The organism is Paraburkholderia phenazinium (assembly GCF_900100735.1).
Classification (GTDB): Bacteria; Pseudomonadota; Gammaproteobacteria; order Burkholderiales; family Burkholderiaceae; genus Paraburkholderia; species Paraburkholderia phenazinia.
In genome coordinates this window covers 1-22,108 of record NZ_FNCJ01000006.1, presented here as the reverse complement: position 1 = coordinate 22,108, position 22,108 = coordinate 1, and the positions used below count along the sequence as shown (strand labels likewise).

General features: G+C 62.0%; 16 protein-coding genes and 6 tRNA genes. 19 read left to right on the top strand and 3 right to left on the bottom strand.

The features are described 5' to 3' along the window. Positions 1 to 253 precede the first annotated feature (253 nt). From BLQ92_RS14980 to BLQ92_RS14965, 3 genes are all read left to right on the top strand, one after another. Positions 254 to 1,504, top strand: a complete 1,251-nt coding sequence (locus BLQ92_RS14980) for an aspartate kinase (RefSeq protein ID WP_090685316.1) — start codon at positions 254 to 256, stop codon at positions 1,502 to 1,504. A 204-nt stretch (positions 1,505 to 1,708) separates the two neighbouring features. After that, positions 1,709 to 1,802: transfer RNA gene (locus BLQ92_RS14975), tRNA-Ser, on the top strand. A gap of 584 nt (positions 1,803 to 2,386) precedes the next feature. After that, the gene (locus BLQ92_RS14965) at positions 2,387 to 2,728 is read left to right on the top strand and encodes a hypothetical protein (protein ID WP_090685314.1); all 342 of its coding nucleotides are present in this window, start codon (positions 2,387 to 2,389) and stop codon (positions 2,726 to 2,728) included. 117 nt (positions 2,729 to 2,845) lie between these two features. Here the strand turns inward: BLQ92_RS14965 and fabI are convergent, their stop codons facing one another. Continuing rightward, a complete protein-coding gene (gene fabI / locus BLQ92_RS14960; RefSeq protein WP_090685312.1) occupies positions 2,846 to 3,637 on the bottom strand; it encodes an enoyl-ACP reductase FabI in 792 nt (263 codons plus the stop codon). A 162-nt stretch (positions 3,638 to 3,799) separates the two neighbouring features. Between fabI and BLQ92_RS14955 the strand changes: the two genes are divergently transcribed. From BLQ92_RS14955 to BLQ92_RS14935, 5 genes are all read left to right on the top strand, one after another. After that, positions 3,800 to 5,686, top strand: coding sequence for an extracellular solute-binding protein (locus BLQ92_RS14955; protein ID WP_244106295.1), 1,887 nt, complete (start codon positions 3,800 to 3,802; stop codon positions 5,684 to 5,686). 63 nt (positions 5,687 to 5,749) lie between these two features. Next, on the top strand, positions 5,750 to 6,787 hold the full coding sequence (locus BLQ92_RS14950) for a microcin C ABC transporter permease YejB (protein ID WP_090685309.1): 1,038 nt from the start codon (positions 5,750 to 5,752) through the stop codon (positions 6,785 to 6,787). Position 6,788: 1 nt separating this feature from the next. Then, positions 6,789 to 7,895 carry an ABC transporter permease gene (locus tag BLQ92_RS14945; protein WP_090685307.1) on the top strand — a complete coding sequence of 369 codons (1,107 nt, stop codon included), beginning with the start codon at positions 6,789 to 6,791 and terminating at the stop codon, positions 7,893 to 7,895. Positions 7,896 to 7,906: 11 nt separating this feature from the next. Continuing rightward, positions 7,907 to 9,514 carry an ABC transporter ATP-binding protein gene (locus tag BLQ92_RS14940; RefSeq protein WP_090685658.1) on the top strand — a complete coding sequence of 536 codons (1,608 nt, stop codon included), beginning with the start codon at positions 7,907 to 7,909 and terminating at the stop codon, positions 9,512 to 9,514. 128 nt (positions 9,515 to 9,642) lie between these two features. Beyond that, positions 9,643 to 10,317 (top strand): C40 family peptidase, encoded by a 675-nt coding sequence (locus tag BLQ92_RS14935; RefSeq protein ID WP_090685305.1) that lies wholly within the window; start codon positions 9,643 to 9,645, stop codon positions 10,315 to 10,317. A 139-nt stretch (positions 10,318 to 10,456) separates the two neighbouring features. On the opposite strand, the gene BLQ92_RS14930 is transcribed toward BLQ92_RS14935, so the two are convergent. Next, positions 10,457 to 11,425: a patatin-like phospholipase family protein gene (locus BLQ92_RS14930; protein WP_090685304.1), complete on the bottom strand. Its 969-nt coding sequence runs from the start codon at positions 11,423 to 11,425 to the stop codon at positions 10,457 to 10,459. A 432-nt stretch (positions 11,426 to 11,857) separates the two neighbouring features. Between BLQ92_RS14930 and gltX the strand changes: the two genes are divergently transcribed. The 10 genes from gltX to BLQ92_RS14880 all read left to right on the top strand — a co-directional run bounded on the left by gltX (position 11,858) and on the right by BLQ92_RS14880 (position 19,304). Next, the gene (gene gltX, locus BLQ92_RS14925) at positions 11,858 to 13,267 is read left to right on the top strand and encodes a glutamate--tRNA ligase (RefSeq protein ID WP_090685302.1); all 1,410 of its coding nucleotides are present in this window, start codon (positions 11,858 to 11,860) and stop codon (positions 13,265 to 13,267) included. A gap of 121 nt (positions 13,268 to 13,388) precedes the next feature. Then, positions 13,389 to 13,464: transfer RNA gene (locus BLQ92_RS14920), tRNA-Ala, on the top strand. A gap of 176 nt (positions 13,465 to 13,640) precedes the next feature. Then, positions 13,641 to 13,716, top strand: a tRNA-Glu gene (locus BLQ92_RS14915). A 93-nt stretch (positions 13,717 to 13,809) separates the two neighbouring features. Continuing rightward, a tRNA-Asp gene (locus tag BLQ92_RS14910) sits at positions 13,810 to 13,886 on the top strand. A 60-nt stretch (positions 13,887 to 13,946) separates the two neighbouring features. After that, positions 13,947 to 14,022, top strand: a tRNA-Glu gene (locus tag BLQ92_RS14905). 87 nt (positions 14,023 to 14,109) lie between these two features. Continuing rightward, positions 14,110 to 14,186: transfer RNA gene (locus tag BLQ92_RS14900), tRNA-Asp, on the top strand. A 224-nt stretch (positions 14,187 to 14,410) separates the two neighbouring features. Next, positions 14,411 to 15,097 (top strand): hypothetical protein, encoded by a 687-nt coding sequence (locus BLQ92_RS14895; RefSeq protein WP_090685301.1) that lies wholly within the window; start codon positions 14,411 to 14,413, stop codon positions 15,095 to 15,097. Next, positions 15,057 to 16,217, top strand: a complete 1,161-nt coding sequence (locus BLQ92_RS14890; RefSeq protein WP_244896646.1) for a diguanylate cyclase domain-containing protein — start codon at positions 15,057 to 15,059, stop codon at positions 16,215 to 16,217. The genes BLQ92_RS14895 and BLQ92_RS14890 overlap by 41 nt, the downstream gene beginning before the upstream one ends. Positions 16,218 to 16,477: 260 nt before the next feature. Next, complete coding sequence (locus BLQ92_RS14885; protein WP_090685299.1) at positions 16,478 to 18,196, top strand: NAD-dependent malic enzyme; 1,719 nt, start codon at positions 16,478 to 16,480, stop codon at positions 18,194 to 18,196. A 145-nt stretch (positions 18,197 to 18,341) separates the two neighbouring features. Then, complete coding sequence (locus BLQ92_RS14880) at positions 18,342 to 19,304, top strand: AEC family transporter (protein ID WP_090685297.1); 963 nt, start codon at positions 18,342 to 18,344, stop codon at positions 19,302 to 19,304. Between the two features lie 57 nt (positions 19,305 to 19,361). Here BLQ92_RS14880 and BLQ92_RS14875 read toward each other — a convergent pair whose 3' ends face one another. Beyond that, entirely contained in the window at positions 19,362 to 21,083 is a 1,722-nt protein-coding gene (locus tag BLQ92_RS14875; RefSeq protein ID WP_090685296.1) for a purple acid phosphatase family protein, read from the bottom strand. Between the two features lie 650 nt (positions 21,084 to 21,733). Here BLQ92_RS14875 and BLQ92_RS14870 point away from each other — a divergent pair. Next, positions 21,734 to 22,108: porin (locus BLQ92_RS14870; protein WP_143016580.1), on the top strand; the 375-nt coding region annotated here is incomplete at its 3' end.

Sequence of the window (22,108 nt, the reverse complement as noted above, 5' to 3'; positions counted from 1 at the left end):
CCGTCATTTTGATGTGCTTTTGCTGTTTTCCGGCCGTTTTCTGTGTTTCCCGGCGACCAAAAGCCACCGGGGAGCCGCCAGCCAGCGGCCTTTGGCGATTCCTCGCGGGCAAATCCGCGCGTGCTGCACGTGCGCTGCATCTACGCCGCCACCCTTTACACTTCGCCGTCGTTCCTGAAACGTTGAGCTCTTGTGCTTTGGTGCGGTCGTCTCCAGCGCGGCAGCGCGGTTACTTCTCCAGTTCAGAACGACAATGGCACTCATCGTACATAAATACGGCGGTACTTCGATGGGCTCGGTCGAGCGCATCAAGAACGTCGCGAAGCGCGTCGCGAAATGGCACAAGGCCGGTCACAAGATGGTCGTGGTGCCCTCGGCGATGTCCGGCGAAACGAATCGCTTGCTCGGCCTCGCAAAAGACATTTCGGCCCAGCCGAGCCCACGCGAACTCGACATGATTGCCGCCACCGGCGAGCAGGTCAGCTCGGGCCTGCTCGCCATTGCGCTGCAGGAAGCGGGCGTGGACGCGGTCAGTTACGCCGGTTGGCAAGTGCCGATCAAAACCGACAGCGCGTTCACCAAAGCACGTATTAACGAGATCGACGGCGAGCGCGTGATGCGCGATCTCGAAGCAGGCAAGGTAGTGGTAATTACCGGCTTCCAGGGCGTCGACCCGGAAGGCCATATCACCACGCTCGGCCGCGGCGGTTCGGACACCTCGGCGGTCGCCGTGGCTGCCGCGCTGAAGGCGGATGAGTGCCTGATCTATACGGACGTGGACGGGGTCTATACCACCGACCCGCGCGTGGTCGAAGAAGCACGCCGGCTCGATTGCGTGACGTTCGAAGAAATGCTGGAGATGGCAAGCCTGGGTTCGAAGGTGTTGCAGATCCGCTCGGTGGAATTCGCCGGCAAATATCAGGTGAAGACGCGCGTGTTGTCGAGCCTGACCGATCCGCTGATCCCGCTCGAAGCCGAAATGACCTCGGGCACCCTGATTACTTTTGAAGAAGACGAGACCATGGAAAAAGCAGTCATCTCGGGCATCGCGTTTCAGCGCGACGAAGCACGTATCGCCGTGATGGGTGTACCCGACAAGCCGGGCATCGCCTACCAGATCCTCGGACCGGTGGCGGATGCGAATATCGACGTCGACATGATCATCCAGAACCAGAGCGTCGAGGGCAAGACGGCCTTCACGTTCACGGTGGGTCGCGGCGACTATCAGCGCGCCATGGACATTCTCACCGGCCAGGTGAAGGACCATGTGAAGGCCGAGCAGGTGCTGGGAGACCCGAAGGTGTCGAAGGTCTCGGTGGTCGGCGTCGGCATGCGTTCGCACGTCGGTATCGCGAGCACGATGTTCCGCACGCTGTCGGAAGAGGGCATCAACATCCAGATGATCTCCACTTCGGAAATCAAGATCTCGGTGCTGATCGACGAGAAGTATATGGAGCTCGCCGTGCGCGCGCTGCATAAGGCGTTCGAACTCGATCAAGCGTAATTTGCTTTGAAAAGCGGGGCGTACAAGAGCGTCCCGTTCGTGCTTTACGCGTTGCTTCGTGCATTCATGGCGGCCAATATGAAAAAATTGCGTCGTTGATGACAAATCTGGCACAAAAAATGTGCCGAAGACATTGACCTTCGCAGTTCGGGCCGCTATCATCTTGGCTTCGTCGCACTGACTCCCTGTGCGACAGAAAGTTTGGGAGACGTGGCCGAGAGGTCGAAGGCACTCCCCTGCTAAGGGAGCATCTGGGCCAAAACCTGGATCGAGGGTTCGAATCCCTCCGTCTCCGCCAGCAATGGCGGCGGAACCCCAAGAGATCGCGGTCTCTTGGGGTTTTGTTTTTTCTGGTTCCAATTTCTTGCTTAACGCCGTTTCTCTGCCCGGCGACCCCGCGCGCGACGAATTCCGGCAAGGTAATACGCTAAGGCAAGCGTATCGGCATTGGCAGCGGGCCAGATCGGCCCGTGCCGGTTGCAGCAAGCAGGGTGGACTGGGCTATATCGGCAGGGCAGAAGGGCTGAGCGGGGAAGGCGGGTCGCTCGCACGTCACTGCTCAAAGAGACCATGTTCTGGAAAATTCAGAATATGCTTTGGATGCCGAATCAATGCGCCGCGCGTCCCAAGCGAGTCCCTTGCGTTTGCAGAACCAGTACTGAACTTGACTCAACTCACGCGGGATCTCACCCCCAAAATCCCCACCGCATGTGTTACCCCCACACCCGCTTTTCACCGAAACCTCGTCCCTTGTAACCAGACGTAACGTAGCGCTTCAGAGTGCGACGTTGCGCATCACTTCTTACAAACTTGAAATACGCGGATCATCGCCTTGCGCTATATTCCAGCCAACAACACACACTTGTTAAAAAGGTGAATTCCATGAAGTCCGCTCGTCTTGTTCCGCTTCTGATCGGGGTTCTCGCGCTGGGTGCGTCAGGTGCAGCAATGGCCGGCGTGAGCGTGGGCGTCAATATCGGTATCCCTGCGCCGGTTTACGTCGCTCCGGCACCTGTCTACGCACCGCCTCCGCCTCCGCCGCCTGTCGTCTACGCACCGGCGCCGGTGTATTACGGCGGTCCGACGATCGTGATCGGCTGGCACGGTGACCGCTACTGGGACGGCCGTCGCTACTGGGGGCGTGACGAATGGTATCGCCATCACCCGCCGGGTGGCTATGGCTACCATGGTGGCGGCTATCACGACCACGGCCACTGGAATTAAAGCTCGATAGCGCCTGTTTCCAGGCGCTAGAAGCTAAAAACCGCCCCTCGAGGCGGTTTTTTGTTGCATGCGCAAAACACCCGCCGCAGAGGAGGGGGCTGCGTCCGACGCGCCCGCTTACTCCGCGACCGCAGCCATGCCGCCGACCACCGAGTTGAAGCCGCTATCGACGTGCAGAATTTCCGCCGTCACGCCGGCCGCCAGATCCGACAGCAGGAACGCCGCCGAATTGCCGACCTGTTCGATCGTCACATTGCGCTTGAGCGGCGCATTGCCTTCGACGAAATCGAGAATCTTGCCGAAACCCTTGATGCCGCTTGCCGCCAGCGTCTTGATCGGTCCGGCGGAGATGCCGTTGACGCGCACGCCCTTGGCGCCGAGCGACACCGCCAGGTAACGCACGCTCGCTTCGAGCGAGGCCTTGGCGAGACCCATGGTGTTGTAGTTCGGAATCGCGCGTTCGGCGCCGAGGTAGCTCAAGGTCAGCAGCGCTGCGTCCGGCGACAGCATCGGCAGGGCCGCCTTGGCGAGCGCCGGGAAGCTGTAGGCCGAAATATCGTGCGCGATGCGGAAGTTTTCGCGCGTCATGCCGTCGAGGAAATCGCCGGCAATCGCTTCACGCGGTGCAAAGCCGATGGAGTGGACGAGGCCGTCGAGGCTGTCCCAGCGTTCCTTCAGCGAGGTGAAGAGCGCTTCGATCTGCGCGTCGTCTGCCACGTCGCACGGGAAGACCAGATCGCTGCCGAATTCGGTTGCGAACTCGGTGATGCGGTCCTTGAAACGGTCGCCGACATACGTGAACGCCAGTTCTGCGCCTTCGCGCTTGCAAGCCTGCGCAATGCCGTATGCGATCGAACGGTTCGACAGCAAACCGGTCAGCAAGATTCGTTTACCAGCGAGGAAGCCCATGAATTCTCCTAATGAAGTCAACGCGCCGCGAACTCAGATGTGCGGGATCGCGCGGGATATTTAGGTAGAATTCTCTCACATTGCAACCGCCCACTGACCTATTAGGCCCTTATGACAACTGGCACGCGACGGGTTCAACAGCATGGCGCAAGCTGGCGCTCCATGACAAAAGCAGTCTCGCGCGTCTGTCTGCAGGGTGCAACAAGTGGCATAGCGGCGTTGGCACTGATCCTGTCCGGGGCCACGGCGGCTTTGCTGACGGCGCAGCCGGCGCGCGCGTCCTATGCGATCGCGCAGTACGGCGAGCCGAAGTATCCGGCGGATTTCAAGCACTTCGACTACGTCAACCCGGACGCGCCCAAGGGCGGCACGCTGGTGCTGGCTAATCCGGACCGGCAAACCAGCTTCGACAAATTCAACCCGTTTACCCTGCGCGGCAACGCGGCCCCGGGCATGGGCTTTTTGTTCGAGACGCTTGCCACGGGTAGTTCCGACGAGGTCGCCACCGTATACGGCCTGTTGGCCGACGACATCCGTGTCGCGTCGGATGGACTGTCGACCACGTTCCACATCAACCCGCACGCGCGCTTTTCGAACGGCGATCCGGTGACCGCCGCGGACGTCAAGTTCTCGCTCGACACGCTCAAGAGTCCGCGGGCCGCGCCTGCTTATGCCTCGTACTTTGCCGACATCACACGTGCGGTTGTGGTCGATCCGCAGACCATCCGTTTTGAATTCCGCCAGCGCAACCGCGAGTTGCCGTTGCTGGCGGCGGGCATTCCGATCTTTTCGCACAAGTGGGGCGTGAAGCCCGATGGCACGCGCATTCCGTTCGACCAGCTTACCTTCGAAAAGCCGATCGGCAGCGGCCCGTATCTGATCGAGAGCTATAGCAACGGCCGCACCATTACGTTCCGGCGCGATCCGAACTACTGGGGCGCGGCCTTGCCGGTGCGGGTGGGCACCAACAACTTCGACCGCATCACCTACAAGCTATATGCCGACGATACCGCGCGCCGCGAGGCGTTCAAGGCGGGCGAGTACGACGCGATGGTGGAAATGGTGGCGCGCAACTGGGTACGGCGCGATGTCGGCAAGCCGTACGACAACGGCGAATTGATCAAGCGCGAGTTTCCGCAGCACAACGGCAACGGCATGCAAGGCTTCGTTCTGAACCTGCGCCGGCCGCTGTTCCAGGATGTGCGCGTGCGCAAGGCCCTCGACCTGGCGCTGGACTTCCAGTGGCTCAACCGGCAACTGTTCTACAACCAGTACCAGAGGATCGACAGCTATTTCGTGAATACCCAGTGGCAGGCAACCGGTACGCCTGACGCGGGCGAACTGGCGTTGTTGAACCCCTGGCGCAAGGAACTCGATCCGGCGGTGTTCGGCCCGATACCGAAGCAGCCCGACTCCGATCCGCCCGGTTCGCTGCGCGCCAACCTTTTGCAGGCGCGGGCGCTGCTCGCCGAAGCTGGCTGGGTGTATCGCGACGGCGCGCTGCGCAATGCGAAGGGCGAGAAGTTCGAGTTCGAAATGCTCGACGACTCCTCTGGCGCCGCCCTGTGGCCGCCGATCATGGCGACGTACCAACGCAATCTGGCCAAGCTCGGGATCACGTTGAACTACCGTACGACGGATTTTGCGGTGTATCAGAAGCGTCTCGACGCGTTCGAGTTCGACGCAACGATCATCAAGTTTCCCGACGAGCAGGTACCCGGCACCGACCAGTTGGAACAGTTCGGCAGCAAGTCGGCCGACGTGCCGGGTTCCAGCAATATGGGCGGTATCAAGTCGCCGGCCATCGATGCGATCCTGCGCGCACTGGTGCAGGCGCAAACGCTTGAGCAGCTCACCGACGCATCCCGGGCGCTCGACCGGGTGCTGATGCATGGCTATTATGTGATCCCGCAGTGGTACAGCTCGGTATGGCGGGTGGCGTTCAGGCGCGGCATGGCGTGGCCCAGGACGTTGCCGCTGTACTATTCACCGAATGACTGGATCCCGTCGTCCTGGTGGTTCACGCCCGAGGCTGCTGTCAAGCCCTGACGTTTCGCTGCGGCTCACGGCCGCCATTTCAACGCCTTTCGTCCGAGCACCGGAAACGCCGCCATGTGGAGCTATATCCTCAAACGCCTGCTGTTGATGATCCCGACCATTCTCGGGGTGTTGACGCTGACCTTCGCCGTGATCCAGTTCGTACCCGGTGGCCCGGTCGAGCAGATGGTGCATGAGTTGCGCAAGGGCTCCGAGAACGGCGCGCCCTTCGGACTGCGCGCGCATACCGGCGTCGACGCCCAGCAGATTGCGCAACTCAAGGCGCTGTACGGCTTCGACAAGCCGCCGCTCGAACGCTATGGGCTGATGCTTAAGCGCTTCGCGACCTTCGATCTTGGACAAAGCTATTTTCGCCATCAAAGCGTGTGGTCGCTGGTGGTCTCCAAGCTGCCGGTGTCGATCAGCATCGGCGTGTGGACCTTCCTGCTCACTTACCTGATCTCGGTGCCGCTCGGCATCGCCAAGGCGATCCGCAACGGCTCGCATTTCGATGTCGTCACCAGCCTGATCGTGCTGATCGGTTATGCGATTCCGGGTTTCGTGCTCGGCGTGCTGCTGCTCGTACTGTTCGGCGGCGGCTCGTTCCTGCAGTTGTTCCCGCTGCGTGGCCTCACTTCCGACAACTGGGCTCAATTGAGTCTTGGCGCGAAGATCCTCGACTATCTGTGGCACATCACCCTGCCGATTCTCGCCTCCGTGGTGGGCAGCTTCGCGGTGATCACCATGCTCACCAAGAACGCCTTCCTCGACGAGATCCGCAAGCAGTACGTACTGACCGCGCGCGCCAAAGGGCTCTCCGAACGCCGCGTGTTGTGGAAGCATGTGTTCCGCAACGCCTCGCTGCCGTTGATCGTTGGTTTTCCGGGGGCGTTTATCGGCGCTTTCTTTACCGGTAGCCTGCTGATCGAGACGCTGTTCTCGCTCGACGGGCTTGGCCTGCTGTCGTATCAGTCGGTGATGCAGCGCGACTATCCAGTGGTGCTCGGCACGCTGTATCTGTTCACGCTGATCGGCCTCGCCACCAAGCTGATCTCCGACCTGTGCTACGTCTGGGTCGATCCCCGCATTCAATTCGAACAACTGGAGCGCTGACTTGAGTCGAGCCCGTACCCGAGCCGATCTGGCGCCGCGCACCGAGCCCGTCCGCGCGTTTATCTCGCCGTCGCCCGCGCGCCGCGTCTGGCAGCGTTTTCGCAAGCAGCGCCTCGGCTACTGGAGTCTGATCGTGTTCGTCGTCGCGTTCGCGGCGAGTCTCGCCGCGCCGCTGTGGTCGAACGACAAGCCGGTCGTCGTGCGCTACGACGGGCATCTGTATTTCCCGTTGTTCAAGACCTATTCGGAGATCACCTTCGGCGGCGATTTCCCGACCCAGGCCGATTACCTCGATCCCTACGTTCGCGACCGTTTCAGCAAGCCGGGCAACTTCGCACTCTATCCGCCGAATCCGTACTACTACGACACGCTCAACTACTTCTCGAAAGCGCCCAATCCGGCGCCGCCTTCGCGCGACAATCTGCTCGGTACCGACGACCGCGGCCGCGATCTGCTGGCGCGGCTCGTCTACGGCTTTCGTGTCTCGGTCGAGTTCGCGCTGGTGCTGACGCTGATCGGCACGGTGTTCGGTATTTTTGCCGGTGCGGTGCAGGGCTTCTTCGGCGGTAAGACCGACATTATCGGCCAGCGCTTGATCGAAATCTGGAGCGCGTTGCCGGAGCTCTACCTGCTGATCATCTTCGCCTCGATCTTCGAACCCGGCTTCATCCTGCTGATCGTGCTGCTCTCGCTGTTCGGCTGGATCGGCTTGTCCGACTACGTGCGCGCCGAGTTCCTGCGCAATCGCACCCAGGACTACGTGCGGGCGGCGCGAGCAATGGGCCTGTCTAACTGGCAGATCATGTGGCGCCACGTGCTGCCCAACAGTCTCACGCCGGTCATCACGTTCCTGCCGTTCCGCATGAGCGGTGCGATCCTGTCGCTGACGAGCCTCGACTTTCTCGGCCTCGGTGTGCCGTCGCCTACGCCGAGCCTTGGCGAACTGCTCGCGCAGGGCAAGGACAATCTCGACGCCTGGTGGATTTCGTTGTTCACCTTCGGCGTGCTGGTGGCGATGCTGCTGCTGTTGACGTTCATGGGCGATGCGCTGCGCAATGCGCTCGACACCCGCATCTCCGATGCAATGCGCGCCGGAGGCAACCAGTGAGCGAGCAGGCAATGCAAATGGCGGCAGGGCCGTTGCTGGAACTCGATCGTCTGCATGTGACGTTCGGCGACACCGTCGCGGTGAAGGACGTCACGCTTGCGATCGAACGTGGCGAGCGGGTCGCGCTGGTCGGCGAATCGGGATCGGGCAAGAGCGTCACCGCGCTGTCGATCCTGCGCCTGTTGAGCGACGCCGAGGTGAGCGGGGCGATCCGTTTCGACGGCGAAGATCTGCTCGTGAAGAGCGAGCGCGAGATGCGCGGCCTGCGCGGCTCCGCTATCGCGATGATCTTCCAGGAGCCGATGACGGCGCTCAATCCGCTCTACACAGTGGGCGAGCAGATCGCGGAGACCATCGTCATCCACGACGGCGTGCCCGCCAAGGAAGCGAAGAAGCGTGCAGTGGCCTTGCTCGCGCGCACCGGCATCACGGAGCCCGGCAAACGCGTCAATAGCTATCCGCATCAACTCTCGGGCGGCCAGCGGCAGCGCGCGATGATCGCCATGGCGCTCGCTTGCCGTCCGCGTCTCTTGCTGGCCGACGAGCCGACCACCGCGCTCGACGTGACCATTCGCGCGCAGATCGTCGAACTGCTGCTCGAACTGCAACGCGACGAAGCGGCCAGGCGCGGCATGGCGGTGCTCTTGATCACGCACGATCTGAACCTCGTGCGTCGCTTCGCGCAACGTATCGCAGTGATGGAGCGCGGCGTGCTGGTCGAGAGCGGGCCGGTCGAGAAGATCTTCTCATCGCCGCAGCATCCCTACACGCAACGTCTGCTGCAAAGCCGTCCTGAGCGCACCGTCGTGCCAGTGCTGCCGATCTCGCCGGTGCTGCTCGAAGCGCGCGATGTCTCGGTCGAATTCAAGACGAAACTGCCGAGCTTGCGCGGCTGGTTCCGCTCGGGACGCTTCCGCGCGGTCGCGGATGCGAGCGTCTCGGTGCGGCAAGGTGAGACGCTCGGCATCGTCGGCGAATCGGGTTCGGGTAAATCGACGCTGGCCATGGCGCTGCTCGGCCTGCAGCGCACGGCACACGGCGAGATCGAATTTCAGGGCAGGGCGCTCGCGAGTTATCGGGGGCATGAACAGACGGTATTGCGCTCGAACATGCAGGTCGTCTTTCAGGATCCGTTCAGTTCGCTTTCACCGCGTCAGACGATCGAGCGGATCGTGGGCGAGGGGCTCGCGCTGCATCGCCCGGAACTGGATGCCGCAGCCCGGCACGACAAGGTGATCGCGGTGTTGCGCGAGGTCGGGCTCGACCGCACGGTGCTGTACCGTTATCCGCACGAATTCTCCGGCGGACAGCGGCAGCGCATTGCAATTGCGCGGGCGCTGGTGCTCGAGCCGCGGGTCCTGATCCTTGACGAGCCGACCAGTGCGCTCGACGTCTCGATCCAGCAGCAAGTGCTCAAGTTGCTGGCCGGGTTGCAACGCAAGTACAACCTCGGCTACGTGTTTATCAGCCATGACCTCGCAGTGATCGGGGCCATGGCGCACCGGGTGGCGGTCATGCAGGACGGTTCGATCGTGGAAAGCGGCGAGGTTGAGCAGATTTTTGCGACACCCGCCCATCCTTACACTCGAAAGCTGCTGAAAGCCTCGCTCGTGGACTGATTTTCACCAATTGGGTGCGTGTCTCGATTGTATTTTTCTATTTGTTTTGACACACGAATACTTACTAGCTAGTATCGACCAAACTTTTTTCCGTATCCCACTGATTTTTAGGCAAAAACTACCGACCAATGCAGCACCGAAACTTAACCCAGGCTTGCACGCGCGTCGTCGCCGGGATGTTCATTGGCGTACTGATGGCAGCAGCTCCCGGCGCGTTTGCCGACGAAGTAAGCAGTTTGAATCAGAATGCTTCATTTTCGACCCAGGACGGGTCGACTCCGTTGTCCGCTCCCACTTCGCAAACGCCTGACGCAGCAGCCGATAATGGCGGCAGCGCGCGTTCGTTTTTGTCCGGCATGGCTGGCAAAGCGGGCGATGTCGTGGTCGGCGCGCTCAATATGATTGGCGTGCGTTACCGTTGGGGCGGCAACACGCCTGACTCGGGCCTCGATTGCAGCGGCTTTGTGCGCTACGTGTTCCAGGACACCCTCGGCATGGCCCTGCCGCGCCGCGCGGAAGAAATGAGCCGGGTTGGCGAGAAGGTCAGCATGAGCAACCTGAAGCCGGGCGATCTGGTGTTCTTCAATACCATGCGCCGCACGTTCTCGCACGTTGGCATCTATATCGGCGACAACAAGTTCGTGCATTCGCCGTCCACCGGCAGCACGATCCGTGTCGACGATCTGGACGATGGCTACTGGGAAAAGCGTTTCACCGGCGCACGCCGTATCGAGACCTCGTACCAGGGCTCGCAGGATCTGAAGCAGCGTGTCAACGCTGCGATTGGTGCGCCCACCAATTAAGCGTCCGCTCAGCCACACAAAGACTCGGTAGACAAAAAAGCCTGCTTCTTGCGAAGCAGGCTTTTTTTCGTCCGGGGTGCCGGAAGTGGCGCCCGCAGCGCCACCTGGCGCAGTTCGGGCGTAGCCCGGTGAAACCCGGTTACACCGCGACGCGGCTTGCCGCCAGCTTGCGTTGCAACTCCGGCATGATCTTCGCCGCAGCTTCTTCACCGGCGAGGATTGCCGCATTGCGCTGCGAGAAGTCGCTACCGCTCATGGCCACCAGATTCGGCCGGATCACGACGTCCGCGTACTTGTCGAGCTCGTACGACTTGATGGTCTGACCCATGATCGTGAAGGTCTGCAGCAGCACATCGAACGAGCTCGAGGTGGTGCCCGCTTCGGGGCGCTGCGAGATATCCACGGCGATCACGAAGTCCGCGCCCATCTTGCGGGCGAACGACGCCGGCACCGGGCTCACCAGACCGCCGTCGACATATTCGTGACCGCCAATCTTCACCGGTTCGAAGATCGACGGCACGCTGCACGAGGCGCGCACCGCGACGCCCGTGTTGCCGCGCTGGAACAGGATCGGCTGGCCGCTATTCAGATCCGTGGCGACCACGCCGAGCGGCTTGGCCATCTTTTCGATCGGGCGATTGTTCAGCGTCGTATTCAGGTAGTTCTGCAGCGCCACACCCTGCAGGAAGCCGCGTGTGCGAAACGGCATGGCCCAGTCGCTGATCGACGCTTCGTCCATGTTCAGGGCGAGCTTGTTGAGCGCAAAGCCGTTCATGCCGGAGGCGTAGAGCGCGCCGACCACCGAGCCGGCACTGGTGCCGGCGATCAGGTCGACCTGGATATTGCGTGCCTCGAGCGCCTTGATGACGCCGATATGCGCGAAGCCGCGCGCGGCGCCGCCGCCGAGCGCGAGGCCGACGCGAATCGGCCGCTGCGGCTTGTCGAGCGGCGGCGTGGCGGACGTGACGGGCGGTGTGGTCGCCGCGCTATTGGCCGGCCGCGACGCGTTGTCCGGCTGGCTGCCGGTGGTCGTGCAGGCGGTCAGGACAGCGGAGGCCGCGGCAAGCGAAAAGCTGCGGCGGGACAGGCGTGGGGTGGACTGTGTCAACGATTTCTCCAGCAACGGCGCCGGTTCCCGTGAGGCTCACCGGATGGCCGCGTTTCAAGCGAACAGGATCGCCGACGGCGATCGCAATGCGCCGTGGATATACCTGAAACACGGCGCGCGCACATCATAAATCAAAGCCTGGTTCGCGCGCGGCGCAAGTGAGGAAACGTTACAGATGGCTCGCGTAGGTGCTTCAAGGCACCTAAAGCGCTTAAAGTACCCCAAGGTGTGCCTGGGCGCGCCGCACCGCACGCGCCCAGGCCGGCAAGGCTGGCAGGGCTCGGGAAAGGGCCGTCGGCAGGTATAATTCGGCTCTTGCATTTTTCATTCGCTTTCATGCGCAACGCCTGTTGCCGCATGGACGCGTTCCGCTGCCGCGCTTGCTGGCGTTTCACTGCCACGCGCCGGCGCCCGTCTTCCGAGTAACCGTTTATGACCACCTCCGTTCGCACCCGTTTCGCACCGAGTCCCACTGGCTTCATCCATCTCGGCAACATCCGTTCTGCGCTGTACCCGTGGGCTTTCGCGCGCAAGATGAAGGGCACTTTCGTGCTGCGGATCGAGGATACCGACGTCGAACGTTCCACGTCCCAGTCCGTCGACGCGATCCTCGAAGGCATGGCGTGGCTCGGCCTCGATTACGACGAAGGTCCGTTCTACCAGATGCAGCGCATGGACCGTTATCGCGAAGTGCTCAAGCAGATGGAAGGGCAGGGGCTCGTGTATCCGTGCTACATGTCGAGCGAAGAACTCGACGCGCTGCGCGAACGTCAACGCCTCGCTGGCGAAAAGCCGCGTTATGACGGCACGTGGCGTCCGGAACCGGGCAAGGTGCTGCCGACGCCGCCGGCCGGCGTGCAACCGGTCATGCGCTTTCGCAACCCGCTGACCGGCGTGGTGGCATGGGACGACGCCGTGAAGGGCCGTATCGAGATCTCGAACGAAGAGCTCGACGATCTGGTGATCGCGCGTCCGGACGGCACGCCGACCTACAACTTCTGCGTGGTCGTCGACGATATCGACATGCGCATCACCCACGTGATTCGCGGCGACGACCACGTGAACAACACGCCGCGCCAGATCAACATCCTGCGCGCGCTCGGCGTCGAGCCGCCGGTGTACGCGCACTTGCCGACCGTGCTCAACGAGCAGGGCGAAAAGATGAGCAAGCGTCATGGCGCGATGAGTGTGATGGGCTATCGCGATGCTGGCTTTCTGCCGGAAGCGGTGCTCAACTACCTCGCGCGTCTGGGCTGGTCGCATGGCGACGCGGAAATTTTCTCGCGCGAACAGTTTGTGGAATGGTTCGACCTCGAGCATCTCGGCAAGTCGCCGGCTCAGTACGACCACGACAAGCTCACGTGGCTGAACGCGCACTACATCAAGGAAGCGGACAACGCACGCCTCGCCGAACTGGCGCGGCCGTTCTTCGCCGAGCTTGAGATCGACGCCGCAGCGCTCGAGCAGGGTGCGGATCTGGTCGCGGTAGTGGGCTTGTTGAAGGATCGTGCGTCGACGGTCAAGGAGATCGCCGAGAATGCCGCGATGTTCTACCGCACGCCCGCGCCGGATGCCGAGTCGCTCGCGCAGCACGTGACCGATACGGTACGCCCGGCCATTGCCGAACTCGCGGCTGCGCTGAAGAGCGCGGAGTGGACCAAGGAAAGCATCTCGGCCGCGTTGAAGGCCACGCTTGCCGCGCACAAGCTGAAGATGCCGCAACTGGCGATGCCTGTGCGCCTGCTGGTGGCGGGCACGACGCACACGCCGTCTATCGACGCGGTGTTGATGTTGTTCGGTCGTGACGTGGTGGTGAGCCGTCTCGAAAAGGCGCTTGGCTGAGCGCCGCGAGAGGCGCCTTGAGGGGGATTCATGCGGCTCTTAAAAAAAGTCGCATGTAATCACTCAAAGGGTATTTACAAGGCGCGATTTGCACTCTAGAATCTCGTTTCTGTTCTGCAAGGGGGGTATAGCTCAGCTGGGAGAGCGCTTGCATGGCATGCAAGAGGTCAGCGGTTCGATCCCGCTTACCTCCACCATCAGAGCAGAACGAAGTAGATGAAGTCTTTTCCGAAGTTTGGATCTTGTAGCAAAAAAGACTTCACAAGCAGTAACAAAGTAGTTAGAATATTGGTCTTCGCTGATAACGAAACGGACTAAGTGAGCAACTTAACGCCAGTTAGCAGCAAGATAAAGACAGATCTGAAAAGATTATGTCCCCTTCGTCTAGAGGCCTAGGACATCACCCTTTCACGGTGAGTACAGGGGTTCGAATCCCCTAGGGGACGCCAAACATCAGCGTCGCTTTAGTGTTCGAAAGAAGCAGTAAAGTGGTGCGGCTTGCAGAGAAATAACCGACGCTCGCAAGCTGGGATGTAAAGACTGGAGTGGTAGTTCAGTCGGTTAGAATACCGGCCTGTCACGCCGGGGGTCGCGGGTTCGAGTCCCGTCCACTCCGCCAGACAAAGCCCGTTCATCGGAACTTGAACGGGCTTTTTAATTAAAGGTGTAAGCGTACGTTGTCCCCTTCGTCTAGAGGCCTAGGACATCACCCTTTCACGGTGAGTACAGGGGTTCGAATCCCCTAGGGGACGCCAAAGACATCGGTATCGCTCGGTAAGCAGTATGAGACGATGCAACTTGTGAGAGTAACCAACGCTCGCAAGCTAACGGTGCAAAAATCTGGAGCGGTAGTTCAGTTGGTTAGAATACCGGCCTGTCACGCCGGGGGTCGCGGGTTCGAGTCCCGTCCGCTCCGCCAGATTGCTCGAATAGCCGTTGAATCTACCTGGATTCAACGGCTTTTTGTTTTTCTGGCCCCTCATCGATCTGGCTGCTTGCACTCGTGGGCACGCTAACTGCTCTCTGACTGATCACCGCTGAGTGGATGAATTTCATCCGCTGAGGGGCTACAGTACGAATGTTGCGCGCTCGTCAGAACACCATCTGTCGCGATGCCAACGATCGGGTTCGGAGTATATCGCCATGGCCAAGCATACCGAACCGCCGGAATCGGGCGCGGGTAACGACGCGGACCATCCCGCGGACACCCCGCAGAGGGATTCGGCGCAAGACTTCAGTCAAGACTTCGATCCAGCAATTGAGCCCGGGTCCGCCGCACCGCCTGCGCGGTTTGGACGCCTGGCGCTTTGGGCTGCGTCGACGAGCGCGCTGACCCTCGGGGTCGCGGCGACGGTCGCGTATGGTGTCTGGTTCGATCAGGATCAGCGAACCTACGCGAAGGCCATGGCCGTGGCGCAGCAGACGGTCTCGGCTGGCGTAGCCGTCGTGCCGGAGCAACCGACGCTGTCGGCCGGCCCAGCCACCGCGCCGGCGCCACAAAGCGCGTGGTCGGGTCATGTGGCTCTGGCCGCGCCGCCTGCGGAACCCCCAGCCACGCTTGCCGAGGCTGCCGATGCAGATCCGGGCCCATCGGCTTCGCCGCCCCAGCCCGAGTCAACCGGTGTTGCTCCGCGAGCTTCAGTCGCGCCCCCATCGAGCACCGCACAACCCGCTACGGTGAGTTGTAGCGAGAAGCAGACGCGCCACCGTGCGGCGCCGCGCGTCAAGCCGAATAGCGGCCTGTTCGCACGCATGGGATCGTTTTTTCATCGCGTGAGCTACCGGCAGCGTGGCAATGGAAGCCAGCGGGATATCTACGCCCACTCCTGAGCAGCATCGCTCAGTGCATGGCGCGCGCAAGCCTGCCTTTACGGTGCGCTTCGGTTGGGGGCCGGCTGCGCTGGCCGGGGTTGCACTGCTGTGTCTGCTAGCCGGACTCCTTGTTCTCGCGTTGCAGATCAAGGCGATCTTCTCGGATCAGTTGAAGCAGGAATATACGGGGCTGGTTCTCGACGCGATCGGTCGTGCGGAAAGCGCCCGCGATCTGGCCGGCGCACGGCAGCCGCTTACCGGCGATAGCGCCGCGGAGCCGCAGGACTATCGACACGCCCGTATCGCTCTCGCCTCCCGGCTCGCGTCCGTCGCGGCGCTGGTGAACGCGGATCCCGCAGCGGCGCCTCGCATCCCGCAGCGCGCACTGTCGCCCGACGCCAATTTCGACGATACGGATGCGTTGCTGCGCTCGGAGGCGGCGTATTGGCGCGCGCAGCGCGACCTCGTTGGCGCCGATCTTCATACCCGGATCTCGCACGTCGCAAGAACGCTGATGGTTTTGTCTGCGCTGATCTTCAGCGCCTTGGTCACTGCGCTCGGCATGTACGCGAAGCGCACGCGCCAACTGGCGCGCGAGTCGCAGCGCTTCGAGTTCGCCGCAACGCACGACGCGCTGACGGGGCTGCCGAACCGGCGGCAATTGTTTGCCATGCTTGCGCAAACCTCGGCTGCAGCGCCGGATGATCCACTTGCGCACACGCTCGCCGTTCTTTATATCGATCTGGATGGCTTCAAACAGGTCAATGACTCGCTCGGTCACCGCATCGGCGATGAATTCCTGATTGCCGCAGCGCGGCGCTTTCGCGAGTCGATTCGCCCGGCTGATATCGTGGCACGAATCGGCGGTGACGAGTTTGCCGTGCTGGTGCGCGGCTTTTCCATGGAGGCTGAACTAGGGACGATTGCGGAGCGTCTGATCGCCTGTGTTACCGGGACAGGCGAGCAGATGGGGATTGGCTTTGTCAGTGCCAGCATTGGCATCGCAAGCTTTCCGCGACCTATCGAGGACTACCGGCATTTGCTCGCCGCAGCGGACGAGACGATGTATCAGGTTAAACGTAGCGGCAAGAACGGCTACGCTTTCGCGATGCCGCTGGAGCGCTCACGGACGTCTTGATCCAGGCAGTAGCGGCTGTGCGGCTGCGCGCGGACCGGTGCGACGCCGAGCGCGGCACCGCTCGTATGGCATCGTGCTTTTTGAATGAAATAGGCAGACGCCAGCGATTTTGCCACCTAGACTGATTACGGTCATTCAGCTTGCACTGCGAGTGCGTCCCATCGCGACCTCGTGACTAGAAGCAATCTGACGATGCAACCGTGCATGCCCCGTCGATAGAGCGTCGTCGATGATCCCCAACGCTTTTGAGGAGATTTGCCATGCCCACGGTATCGACGAACGAGGCGGCCTCCGCGTCCCTCGAAACTTCGCGTTCCGGTTATGAATTGCTGGCCGACCCGCTGCTGAACAAGGGTACCGCGTTCAGCGAATCGGAGCGCGACGCGTTCGATCTGCACGGACTCCTGCCGCCGACTATCGGCACGCTCGAGGAGCAGGTGTCGCGCCGCCTTCAGGCGTTGCGCAGCTTTGCGACAGACCTTGAGCGCTACGCCTTTCTGCGCGATTTGCAGGACACCAACGAGACGCTGTTTTTCGCTTTGCTGGTGCAGAACCTCGAGGAGTTGCTGCCCATCGTCTACACGCCGACGGTTGGTGCCGGTTGTCAGCAATTCAGCCGCTTGTTCCGCAAACCGCGCGGCCTGTTTCTGAGCCTGCCGCACAAGAAGCGCATCGAGGCAATTTTGGCGCACCCGCGTTTCGATCAGGTCGAGGCCATCGTGGTGACCGATGGCGAGCGCATTCTCGGTCTCGGCGATCAGGGGGCGGGCGGCATGGGCATTCCGATCGGCAAGCTTGCGCTCTACACAGGTTGCGGCGGCCTTCACCCTGCGACAACCTTGCCGATCATGCTCGATGTCGGCACGGACAATCCCGATTGCCTGAACGATCCGCTCTATATTGGCTGGCGTCACGAACGCGTGCGCGGCGACGAGTACGACGACTTTATCGAGGCCTTCGTGAGCGCGGTCGCAAAGCGCTGGCCGCACGTCCTGTTGCAATGGGAAGACTTCGCCAAGAACAACGCGACGCGCATGCTCGAACGTTATCGCGACCGGCTGTGCACCTTCAATGACGATGTGCAGGGCACCGCGGCGGTGGCGACCGGCACGCTCCTGTCGGCGATCAATGTCACCGGCGTGCCGCTTACCGAGCAGCGCATTGCCGTGATGGGCGCGGGTTCCGCAGGCTGCGGCATTGCGAGTTTGATCCGTAAGGCGATGACCGATGCCGGCCTGCCCGATGGCGAAGCCGCCAAACGCTTTTTCATGGTCGATCGCGATGGCTTGCTGGTCGAAGGGATGGACGGCATTGCGTCGTTCCAGCAACCGTTTCTGCAGGACAAAGCGGCGCTCGCCGGCTGGACGCTCGATCATCCGGACCGGGTTGCGCTGCTCGACGTGGTGCGCAACGCGAAGCCCACGGTGTTGATCGGCGTGTCGGGGCAGGCAGGGGCCTTCTCCGAACCGGTGGTGCGGGCGATGGCCGCGCACAATCAGCGTCCCGTGATCTTCCCGCTCTCCAATCCCACTTCGCGCGCTGAAGCGACGCCGATCGATCTGCAAACCTGGAGCGAGGGCAGGGCGGTCATCGGCACGGGCAGTCCGTTTGCGCCGCTCGAACGCAATGGCGTCAAGTTCAAGGTGGACCAGACCAACAACTCTTATATCTTCCCCGGCGTGGGTCTCGGCGCTATCGCGGTCAAGGCCACGCGCGTGACCGACCAGATGTTCATGGCGGCCGCCAGGGCGCTTGCTGCAGCGTCGCCGGCCCGCAGCGATCCCGGCAAGAATCTGCTGCCGCCGGTCACCTCGCTGCGTGAGGTATCGGTCACGGTAGCGCTCGCCGTGGCGCTGCAAGCACACAAGGAAGGACTGACCCACGGGGTCGAGACAGACCAGATCGATGGCCTGATCCGCAGCAAGGTCTGGGCGCCGCACTATGTGCCTTACACCCGTAGCGGGAGCAGCAACCTATAAGTCGAACGGGGGCCCACGCAGCCTGTATCACGGACTGTGTAGCGGCTCATGGTGGGCCTCTGGAGCGGCCCTGCAGACTGACCGCAAAACCGGACTATCAAGCCGGACTGTCAAGCCGGACGGAAAAAAAGAACGGAGGCTCGCTGTGCTCGATACCATTCTCAATGGTTTGTTGCCGATTGCGTTTGTTATCGTGCTCGGCTGGCTCTCGGCCCGAATTGGCCTGTTAAAGCATGACGATGCCGGCGTGCTGGCGACGCTGGTGATCCGCTTTGCGCTGCCGTTCGCACTGTTTGAGGGCGCGGTCAAAACCTCGCCGGAAAAGCTGCACAACGTGGGCTTTGCGTTGTGCCTGACGCTGGGCTTGATGGGCACCTATCTGATTGCGCTCGGGGTCGGCCGCTTTGTGTTCCGGCATGACCTGCGCACAGCCACCATGCAGGCGCTGGTGTGCGCGTTTCCCGATATGGCCTATTTCGGCGCGCCGATCCTCGCTGCGGTGTTCGGGCCGGAAGGGTTTCTGGCGGTGCTGGTCGGCAATCTGATAACCAGCATCTTCATGCTGCCGCTGACCATCATCCTCACGCATCTCGGCGACACAGACGAGGCGGGCAATAACGGCAATAACAGCAATAACCGGCCGGAAATTTTGCGCATTTTCGGCCAGAGTCTCGCGCGCGCCGTGCTCAATCCGATTGTCTGGCTGCCGGTCTCCGGCATGGTGCTCAGCTTTTGCCACGTCACGCTGCCGGGGCCGGTGCTCACCTCGGTCGATCTGATCGCGAAGTCCGCCGGCGGCACGTCGCTGTTCGCACTCGGCCTCATGCTGTACGGCGAACGCTTCGTGATCAACGCCAACGTGCTGGTCAATCTGGGCATCAAGAACTTCCTGCAGCCAGGGCTTATGGCGCTCGGCGCGGTGCTGTTCGGTGTAGTGGGGGCGCCCGCGCATCAGGCCGTGATTACTGGCGCCGTGCCGACGGCCACCGCAGCCGCGATGTTTGCACTCAAAACCAATACGTACACGACCAATGCGACCGCAACGATCCTGATCAGTACGTTTCTCGGCGTCATTACAGAAGGACTGCTAATCGCCTATTTCTTTTGATTACACCGGTCTGAAGCAGGCGCACCGCGCAACAGTGTGCGGTGCGCAGCAAACCACCTAGCCGCGCCGCTTCTTGCTCAGCGTGATGGTTTCGAACAGCTCATAGTTGGCCGTAGGCGTCTGATCCGCGCCCGGCGCGTGATAGTAGTTCATCGTGATCGTCGTCGTACCGCCATGCTCGCCCGGATCGTGATCGAACACGGCAATGCCATAGCCCGTGCCGGTATCGCGCTGCGCTGACCAGATTGCATCTTCGAGTGCGTCCGCCGGGTTGCGCACGAACGTGTTCGCAGCCGTACCGGGAATCGGACGGTTGGGCTTGGTGAACACCTTCGCCTGCGGCAACCCGGTCGCCGTGTCTTCGCCGTAGACATCGAGCGGCGCGCTGGTGCCGCCGCCGCCGAGGATCAGATGGATGGTGCCGTGGCTGGTGTCGAAGGTGGTGCTGTTCGGGTCCGCCTGCGGCACCGGACGCGGTTGCAGCGTATCCACGACGGCGCCGGTGGTGGCGTCCACCCCGGCGTTGTGATTGCAGCCACGCACCGGATGGCTGCGCTCGTAGTCGTGGTCGTGCCCGCACACCACCAGGTCGACGCCGTAGCGGTCGAACAGCGGCAGCCATGCCTCGCGAATCCCCTTGTCCGAACCGTTACCGGTCTTCGACGAGGTCAGCGCATCCTGGTGCATCTGCACGACGATCCAGTCGATCTCGTGATCTTCGGCGGCGCGGCGCAGTGTCTGCTCGAGCCAGCGGGTTTGAATGCCCTGGCTATAGCCGCGCACATAGAACGAGGTGCCGGGTTCGATCGGCGCATGGCCGGTGCTCGCTGCCGGCACCAGCGGATTCGGGCCGGCCACGAACGCCGCGGCATCCTGATAGACCACATCGTCGGCATCGAGCGAGATGAACAGCACCGAGCTCACGCGGAAGCTGTACCAGTGGCCGGAGAAATGCGTGCCGTTTTCCGGCAGCGTGTAGCGCGTCAGGTACGAGGCAAGACCTTGCGGGCCGTTGTTGAACTCGATTTCGTGGTTGCCCGGACACGGCATCCACGGACGATTGGCCGCCGAGGTCTGGTTATTGTTGCCGAAGTCGCGCCACACGTCCGGCTGGTGCGTCGGGTTCAGGTTCGCATAGCAGAGGTCGCCGTTCAGCAAATGGAACAGCGGCTGGAAGCGCTCGACGGCCTGCACGGCAAAGCGGCTCTGCGGGTAGGAGAGCACCCACTCGGTATTGGGCGTGGCGAGATCGCCGTAGGTGGTCCAGCGAAACGGCGCCCGGCCGCGCGGCGCGGTCTGGAAACTCGCGGTAAAGGGCTGCGCGGCATTGCTGTCGTTGTCGGCCGTGACGATGTACTGGTAGGTATTTCCGGGCGTCAGGCCGCGCAGGCGCGCGTGATACGTGAACACCGTAGCGCCGTTGAGTCCGTCCGTATAGATGCGTTGCACGCCGTGCACGGTCTGCTGCGCTTCGCCCGCGCTGCCGAACTGCACGCGCGGATTGGAGGCGGACGCCAGCGAGGCCCACGACACCACCACTTCGCTCGCCGGATCGTTGCCCCAGGTCAGGTGAATCTGCTCGGGTGTACCGTCCGGGCTGTTCGTGGCCGCCTTGCTCACGGCCGCGAGGCCACCGGCTGCGGTCGCCAGTCCGGACACGCCGGCAAGCTTGAGGAAGCCGCGGCGCGAGACGGCCGCGAGCGGATCGGCGGGGCGGGAGGCTGCGTTGGGGTTGCTATCGGAAGCGGTATCGGATGTGGGCGGGTTCTTGTTTGACATATCGGTGTTTTCGGCCTGAAGGTTGAAAAGGAGGCGCGCGGACGGCTCGCTCGTTGGCCTGGACGGTCGGCAGTCCGACGAGGTCTCCTGGGTATTGGACGCGCGCGACGCTGTACCGCAGCTACATTATTCGCAGAACTGTTTTTCCGTGCTGTGACAGCGATGCCCTCAGCGCGCATAAACATGCGATAAAACCGATCCGGTGGCGCTGCCGCGCAGCCGTCCGGGCCATCCAGCGCAGATTCGCTTTCGCTGCGGTACGGGATAGCCGCCTCATTTTTCAATTGTCAATTCTTGCTCAAAACGCGGGACTCGCGCAGGTCAAACACGCAGAAAAAGCTGCAGCAAGAGCACGACAAGGACCGTTAAGGGCGTGGCAACGCACACGTGTGCACCAGATTGGTCACCGGCACAGTTGCAGTGGCTTGCAACTTCCTTGTGTCTGTCATCGGCGATTCACGGAAGCGCCTGATACTGCGCGCAGATTCAAAAGAACGAATCGCTCACTGTGCCGGGCGTACAGGGGTGAACATGGAGGCTTGGCAGCGCGAAGCCTCCTTTTTTTCCTCGCCTTTGCACACGTGTGCATCGCTGGGTGAGCAGCGTCGGCATGCACCGATTTCTTAATGGTTGGAAGCACGAGAACAACGATGAAAAAATCACTTTTCGCTCTGGTAGCCCTTAACGGGTTTTGTGCAGCAGCCCACGCTCAGGGGAGCGTGACGCTGTACGGTATCGTCGACGCCGGTCTGGGTTACACCAGCAATCAGGCCGTCGTGCAGACGGCGGGCAAGGCGGGCACGCCCGCGGTGCTGGTCGGCCGGTCGAACTACACCTTCACGAGCGGCACCTGGTCGGGCAGCCGCTGGGGCCTGAAGGGCAAGGAAGATCTGGGCGACGGCCTGGCCGCGATCTTCCAGCTCGAGAACGGCTTTAACGTCGGCACGGGTCAGTTGGGGCAGAACAGCCGCGAGTTCGGCCGCCAGGCGTTCATGGGCCTCTCGAGCACGAAGTTCGGTACGCTG

What these genes read in the sequence shown, in the direction of transcription:
- gltX (WP_090685302.1), top strand. Translation starts at nt 11,858, where the DNA reads ATGACCACCTCCGTTCGCACCCGTTTCGCACCGAGTCCCACTGGCTTC.
- fabI (WP_090685312.1), bottom strand. Translation starts at nt 3,637, where the DNA reads ATGGGCTTCCTCGCTGGTAAACGAATCTTGCTGACCGGTTTGCTGTCG.
- BLQ92_RS14965 (WP_090685314.1), top strand. Translation starts at nt 2,387, where the DNA reads ATGAAGTCCGCTCGTCTTGTTCCGCTTCTGATCGGGGTTCTCGCGCTG.
- BLQ92_RS14875 (WP_090685296.1), bottom strand. Translation starts at nt 21,083, where the DNA reads ATGTCAAACAAGAACCCGCCCACATCCGATACCGCTTCCGATAGCAAC.
- BLQ92_RS14955 (WP_244106295.1), top strand. Translation starts at nt 3,800, where the DNA reads ATGACAAAAGCAGTCTCGCGCGTCTGTCTGCAGGGTGCAACAAGTGGC.
- BLQ92_RS14940 (WP_090685658.1), top strand. Translation starts at nt 7,907, where the DNA reads ATGCAAATGGCGGCAGGGCCGTTGCTGGAACTCGATCGTCTGCATGTG.
- BLQ92_RS14980 (WP_090685316.1), top strand. Translation starts at nt 254, where the DNA reads ATGGCACTCATCGTACATAAATACGGCGGTACTTCGATGGGCTCGGTC.
- BLQ92_RS14885 (WP_090685299.1), top strand. Translation starts at nt 16,478, where the DNA reads ATGCCCACGGTATCGACGAACGAGGCGGCCTCCGCGTCCCTCGAAACT.
- BLQ92_RS14895 (WP_090685301.1), top strand. Translation starts at nt 14,411, where the DNA reads ATGGCCAAGCATACCGAACCGCCGGAATCGGGCGCGGGTAACGACGCG.
- BLQ92_RS14935 (WP_090685305.1), top strand. Translation starts at nt 9,643, where the DNA reads ATGCAGCACCGAAACTTAACCCAGGCTTGCACGCGCGTCGTCGCCGGG.
- BLQ92_RS14950 (WP_090685309.1), top strand. Translation starts at nt 5,750, where the DNA reads ATGTGGAGCTATATCCTCAAACGCCTGCTGTTGATGATCCCGACCATT.